At 37.8% G+C, this 6,709-nt stretch carries 4 protein-coding genes and 1 pseudogene; 4 read left to right on the top strand and 1 reads right to left on the bottom strand.

Annotation, left to right across the window (positions count from 1 at the left end; translation table 11 throughout):
• Positions 1-200, bottom strand: a pseudogene (locus B2V92_RS03445) (tetracycline resistance MFS efflux pump); the annotation flags it as partial.
• Positions 201-750: 550 nt separating this feature from the next.
• Here B2V92_RS03445 and B2V92_RS03440 point away from each other — a divergent pair.
• The 4 genes from B2V92_RS03440 (at position 751) to B2V92_RS03425 (ending at position 6,700) form a co-directional block, all read left to right on the top strand.
• On the top strand, positions 751-1,173 hold the full coding sequence (locus tag B2V92_RS03440) for a hypothetical protein (RefSeq protein WP_293304844.1): 423 nt from the start codon (positions 751-753) through the stop codon (positions 1,171-1,173).
• Positions 1,170-2,510: an NCS2 family permease gene (locus B2V92_RS03435; RefSeq protein WP_293304843.1), complete on the top strand. Its 1,341-nt coding sequence runs from the start codon at positions 1,170-1,172 to the stop codon at positions 2,508-2,510. Before B2V92_RS03440 ends, B2V92_RS03435 begins: the two co-directional genes overlap by 4 nt.
• Before the next feature lie 483 nt (positions 2,511-2,993).
• The gene (gene gyrA / locus B2V92_RS03430) at positions 2,994-5,585 is read left to right on the top strand and encodes a DNA gyrase subunit A (protein ID WP_293304842.1); all 2,592 of its coding nucleotides are present in this window, start codon (positions 2,994-2,996) and stop codon (positions 5,583-5,585) included.
• 26 nt (positions 5,586-5,611) lie between these two features.
• Entirely contained in the window at positions 5,612-6,700 is a 1,089-nt protein-coding gene (locus B2V92_RS03425) for a tetratricopeptide repeat protein (protein ID WP_293304841.1), read from the top strand.
• Positions 6,701-6,709: the final 9 nt, after the last annotated feature.

Below are 6,709 nucleotides of genomic sequence, written 5' to 3'. Positions count from 1 at the left end.
ATAATCGGTGAAAATATAAACTGAACCGACGCGTAAGCAAGGGTTAGCCAACCGCCATATTCTGCTGCCAAACCGAAACCACCACCGGTAAAATCCTGTATAAGTTTTGGTAAAACCGGAATAATGATCCCAAAGCCTGTAAAATCGATCAGCAGGGTGACCATAATAAAACTCATTGCAGATTTTTTCTCGTTTGCCATTATCTTTAAGGTTGGAATGCAAAAGTATCAGATTTACTTAAGAATGTAAATTTTAGTTCTACAAATCCTCCTGTTTCCATTAATTCTGTATATCCAAAACAAGAATAAAGACTTATTCACACTGTCCGTCTTTTCGGCAGTCATATTTAACAGAAGTTAGCCCTGTGGACACAGTTTATGACAACAAAAGTGCCCTATTTTTTTACATTTAGGCTTCTTGGAAGGTGAAAATTTGGATGTGATTTTTATTCGTTTTACCTTGAGAGTATCAAATAATTAACACTCGTATGTCTATCAAATCAACAAGGTATTCTCCTGATATATCAAGGGAAAAATGCGATAAGCTATTCCGTAAAAAAGTCAATCCGGAAAGCATTACCAAATTGAGGCAGTTTACACTTCTGGCGCTGTTTATAAGTCTCATCCTGCAGCATATTTCGCGGTTATCCTACAACGCGTATTCACAGATCTATCCTTTTTTCAGTTATTGAAATTTTGTTAAACAGACTTTGATAAATCCTAATATCTATTTATTAATACCCGGAAAGCAATGGGAATCATAAAATCAAAAAAAAATGTTGCAGGAACAATTTATGAAGTACTTGCTATCCTGCTTTTCTTAGCAGTTTGTTCGTATGCGTACAACATGAACGACTACAGGATTATATATAAATGGGGAATTGTTCCGCTCATCCCGTTTATCATTTCGATATTTTATAGATCCAATCAAATAGGTAATAATATCAAAAATGCAGGGCTTGCAATAGCGGCCATGTTTGCCTATTTAGATACTATTGGCATTAACGGATTGCCAGCTATAGCAATTCTGTTACTTGTGATGTTATTTTTTGCAAATCTATTTTCGACAGAAAAAGTGTGGAGCGAAATGATGAAAATAGTTGGTGGTATAGCTTCAGGTTCATTAGCCCAGGCAAAGATTTCGAATAATAAAACAAATAAAAGTAGAACATGAAAAATTATTTAAACAACAGGTTTCGGATTTCTGAAAGAAATAGTTCTATCACTGTTGAGCTATTGGCAGGACTTTCAACTTTTATGAGTTTATCATATATTGTTGTGGTAAACCCGGCAATCCTCTCAGAAGGTGGGATTGATAAAAGTGCCGTATTTTTTGCAACTGTATTGGTTTCTGGCATTTTCACGATTATTATGGGTTGGAAAGCGAACTTACCTTTTGCTTTGGCACCAGGTTTAGAAATGGATGCCTATGTTGCATTTTATATAGTTGGGGTGCTCGGTTTTTCCTGGATACAGGGATTAGCGATTGTGTTCTACTCCACACTGATATTTTTTATCTTAACGGCTTTAAAGCTAAGGCATAAAATTGTTGATAGCATCCCCGACTTAATGAAGCATAATTTAGCTGCAGCTGTCGGGATTTTTATCATCATGATAGGTTTTAAGCTTTCTGGGATAGTTTCATTTCACGACGCCACACCAATTGGCCTCGGCGATTTTACAAGCAAATCGGCTATCTGCTTATACATAGGCATCTCGATTATATTTATCGTCGAAAAAATATTAAGCTTTAAAGGATCAATATTGATCAGTATAATAGTAATGGCCCTTTATTGCAATTTTGTTGGATTGAGTGGAGGAACGGAGCCTATTATTTATTCCAAACAAATGTTTTCGGCCACAGGAAAGTTTGTAGAAGGTTTATCTGTTATTCTTAACCCCAATTCTTGGGCGCCTATATTAATTTTGTTTCTTGTAGATTTTTATGGAAGTGTAGCCAAAATTATCGGCTTAACCGTAAATACAGAAATATTCAGCAAAAATGGTTCTGAAGATGAAAAAATAAAAGGAGGATTGATGGTGGATGGGTTTGCCGCATTGTTTAGTCCAATTTTTGGAACAAGCAGCATCACAACATTTGTAGAAAGCAGTGTTGGGATAAAAGAAGGAGGGAGGACAGGGCTAACTGCGATAACCTGTGGGATTTTATTGCTTTTTTGTTTTCTGTTGGTACCTTTAATAAAATTCGTACCTGTTGTTGCAACATCAGCAGCTTTGGTTTGGGTTGGACTTTGGCTAATGCCCAAGGGAATGATTTCGATGTTTTCGAAAGACAAAACAGTTTGGAAAAGTTATCAATCAATAGATAAAGTAATCCTTGCCGTAATGTCGCTTGCAGTAATTGTTTCTTTTTCTTTACAATACGCGATGATCCTCGGTTACTCAGGTTACATCATTAAATCTATACTGAATAAAGAAAAACCAAATATCTATCTATTGGCATCCTTTATATTATTACTTGTTGGATCACTGGCGCAATTGATGCAATAAACGCATCAAAAACAACAGAAATAACGCTCTTTTATACTTGGCTTTATTTCTCCCATTAACCTGGGAAAATTTCAAAACCAATTTTCCAATAATCACTATTTTAAAGGCAAGATCAACACGGTTCTAAAATGATCTTGCCTTTATTTTGAATTATTTGAGCCTGTAGCCGAATAATATTTCAATATCCTTTTACAAATTGCCAGGTTTTGAAATCGGTAACCCATCAAACAATCAATCCTATACATTGTTATTTACATTCTCGCGGTGTAACCCCTCTTGTGACCTTCTTATTTAGCTGATCCAAAATTTTCCAAAACCCCATAAACTGACCCTCAGTAAATTAAAATAGCATCGGGAATAAAAAACCTATAACAAAGGTCAAAACTTTTCCACAATACCTTAATTCGGCATAATTTTGTTAAATTCGCAAGGTTATAGTAATACCTTTTTTAATATCGTTTTAAGTAACGAGAATAATAATTTATGGCAGAAGATTTAGAGAATCAACAGAACGACAAAATCATTCCAATTAACATAGAAGAGCAGATGAAATCGGCCTACATTGATTATTCAATGTCGGTAATCGTATCGAGGGCCTTGCCTGATGTACGCGATGGATTAAAACCAGTACACCGCCGTGTGCTCTACGGCATGTTGGGTTTGGGTGTAACCAGTGGTAAACCCTATAAAAAATCTGCCCGTATCGTGGGTGAGGTTTTGGGTAAATACCACCCACATGGTGATGCATCTGTATATTTTACCATGGTACGTATGGCCCAGGATTGGAGTTTGCGTTACCCAATGGTAGATGGCCAGGGAAACTTTGGTCACATTGATGGCGATTCGCCGGCTGCAATGCGTTATACCGAGGCACGTTTTAGTAAACTTGCCGAAGAAATGGTTGCAGATATCAACAAAGATACCGTTGATTTTCAGTTAAACTTTGATGACACCGAACAGGAACCAACGGTTTTACCTGCAAAAATACCTAATCTTTTAGTTAACGGATCTTCGGGTATCGCTGTAGGTATGGCCACCAATATGGCACCGCACAACTTAACAGAGGTAATTGATGGTGTTGTAAACTATATCGACAACAGGGATATCACCATTGAGGAGCTGATGAAGTTTGTAAAAGCTCCCGATTTTCCTACAGGTGGTATTATTTATGGTTATACTGGCGTTAAAGAAGCTTTCGAAACCGGCCGCGGACGTATTGTTATGCGTGCAAAGGCAGAAATTGAAATGCTGAAAGAGCGTGAGGTAATTATTGTTACCGAAATTCCTTACCAGGTTAACAAAGCACAGATGATTGAGCGTACGGCTGAATTGGTGGGCGAGAAAAAACTGGAAGGTATTTCGAACATCAAAGATGAATCGAATAAAGATGGTATCCGTATCGTTTACGAAATTAAACGTGATGCAAATGCCTCTATCGTTTTAAACAACCTTTACAAATACACGGCCTTACAAACATCATTCAGTGTAAACAACATTGCTTTGGTAAAAGGACGTCCGCAGATGTTAAATCTTAAAGATTTAATTGTACATTTTGTGGATCACCGCCATGATGTAATTGTTCGCCGTACCAAATACGAATTGGCAGAAGCCGAGAAACGTGCACATATTTTAGAAGGTTATTTAATTGCTTTAGATCATTTAGATGAGGTAATTAAATTGATCCGTGCTTCCGAAACACCGGAAGAAGCCCGTCAGGGTTTGATGGAAAAATTCGCTTTAAGCGATCTTCAGGCACGTGCAATCCTGGATATGACGCTTCGTCGTTTAACAGGACTAGAGCGTGATAAAATCAAAGAAGAGTATGCCGAGCTGATGAAAACCATCGATTATTTGAAATCTATTTTAGCAGATGAAGGCTTACGGATGCAGATCATTAAAGATGAACTCGAAGAAGTGAAGCAGAAATTCGGTGATGAACGTAAAACAACTATCGTTCACTCGGCCGAAGATATGAGCATGGAAGATTTTATCGATGATGAAGAAGTTGTGATCACCATTTCTCACGAAGGATACGTTAAACGTACCCCGGCAAGCGAATTTAAAGCGCAGGGAAGAGGCGGAAAAGGATCGAAAGGCAGTACCTCAAGAAATGAAGATTTTATTGAGCACATGCTGGTAGCTACCAACCACAACTACATGTTGTTCTTTACCGAAGCCGGAAGATGTTTCTGGTTGAGGGTATACGAAATTCCTGAAGGTTCGCGTACCAGTAAGGGAAGGGCAATCCAGAACATCATCAACATTCCGAAAGAAGAAAAAATAAAAGCCTATATCAAGGTTAAAAACCTTAAAGATCAGGAATACCTGGAGAACAATTTCATCATTATGTGTACTAAAAAAGGTACCATCAAGAAAACTTCTCTTGAGGCTTATTCACGTCCGCGTGTAAATGGTATCAATGCCATTAACATTAACGAGGGTGATATTTTATTGGAAGCTTGCTTAACCAACGGCGAAAGCGAAATTGTAATGGCTTTACGCTCAGGAAGAGCCATCCGTTTCAACGAAAAAACCGTTCGTCCGATGGGTAGAACAGCTACCGGTGTACGTGGTGTAAGACTTGCACACGATCAGGATGAAGTAGTTGGCATGATTGCTGTTAACAATCCTGAAGTTACCGTGTTGGTGGTATCAGAAAAAGGTTACGGAAAACGTACCGATATTGAAGATTACCGTGTAACCAACCGTGGTGGAAAAGGGGTTAAAACCATTAATGTTACCGAGAAAACAGGACAGTTAGTGTCTATTAAAGACGTTACCGATAGCGAAGATCTGATGATCATTAACCGTTCAGGCATTGTAATCAGGATTCCCGTATCGGCTTTAAGGGTAATGGGACGTGCAACACAGGGTGTACGCTTGATCTCGTTAAAAGGTGATGATGAAATTGCATCGGTAACCAAAATCGACCACGAAGAGGATGAAGAGGAAACAGTTGATTTAGAAAGCGTTGTAGTTGTTGATGGTGAGGAATTAGAGGCTGATACAACTCCTGATGCAGATGATACTGAAGAGGAAGATGATGCAGATAACGAAACCGAAGAAGAAAATTAACTAAAATTAAGATTAGAATAAAAATTATGAAAAGAGTATTTCTAAGTATATTTCTAGCAGGTGCGGTAAGCGCTGCTTTTGCTCAGAAAAGTGAAGTAACTGCGGCAAAGAACGACTGGGGCTTATTCCAGTTAACTTCTGCAAACGCATCAACACCTCTGGCTAAAAAACTGGAATCATTGGCAAAAGGTTTGGCTCATACCGATAAAGCCATTGCTGACGAGAAATCTAAAGTAATGCCCGAAGCATGGTCGTACCGCGCTTTATTTGCTTCTTCTGCAGCTATTTTAGATTCTACCAGTACAGCAAATGCAGATGCAAACCTTAAAATTGCACAGAATGCTGTTGTTGAAGCAAAAAAACTGGATACTAAAGGCAGCGAAAAAGACAACATCAATTTAGCCGAAACCAATATCATCAATGCGGTTAGAAATGGTGGTGTAATTGCTTATAACAAAAAAGATTACAAAACAGCTTACGAGAAATTTGTTGCTGCAACCGTAATCAATCCACAGGATACATCAATGTATTTAAATGCAGGTATTGCCGCCAGGAACATTGAAAATTATCCGGATATGATTACCCAGTTCAAAAAAGTAATCGCTTTAAACTCGCCACAGTCTAAAGATTTATATTCTGAGATCCTTAATGCGGTTCTAAGCAAACAAAAAGATACTACTGCTGCATTGGCAATAATCAAAGAAGCTACTGCAAAATTTCCTGAAAATACCGACTGGATCAAAACAGAAACCCAGATCTATATCGATAGGGGTGATGCTGCAAAATCTGAACAGATGCTAACTGCTTTGGCCGCAAAAGAACCAAATAATCCTAATTATCAGGTGTTATTGGGAAATATCTATTTTAGCCAGGCTTTAAAATTACAGAACGACAGAAACAAGATCGATGCTAAAAAAGTAAAAGAATTTAACGAAGTAACGGCCAAAATGAACGCCTTATTAGATAAATCGCTTCCTTTTTATAAAAAAGCCTTAGAAGTTGATGCCAAAAACCAGGGCGCATTAGAAACCTTAAAAACCATTTACGGTTTCAGAAACGATACCAAAAATTACGAAGATATAAAGAAACGTTTAGATGCCTTGCCTAAACAATAATGATCTTCC

Origin of the sequence: Pedobacter sp. UBA5917, assembly GCF_002432345.1 — a bacterium.
Classification (GTDB): Bacteria; Bacteroidota; Bacteroidia; order Sphingobacteriales; family Sphingobacteriaceae; genus Pedobacter.
This window is presented reverse-complemented; position numbering and strand designations above follow the sequence as displayed.

Bases quoted from the DNA above. Each gene is read 5' to 3' on its own strand.
- B2V92_RS03440 (WP_293304844.1), top strand. From the start codon at position 751: ATGGGAATCATAAAATCAAAAAAAAATGTTGCAGGAACAATTTATGAA.
- B2V92_RS03435 (WP_293304843.1), top strand. From the start codon at position 1,170: ATGAAAAATTATTTAAACAACAGGTTTCGGATTTCTGAAAGAAATAGT.
- gyrA (WP_293304842.1), top strand. From the start codon at position 2,994: ATGGCAGAAGATTTAGAGAATCAACAGAACGACAAAATCATTCCAATT.
- B2V92_RS03425 (WP_293304841.1), top strand. From the start codon at position 5,612: ATGAAAAGAGTATTTCTAAGTATATTTCTAGCAGGTGCGGTAAGCGCT.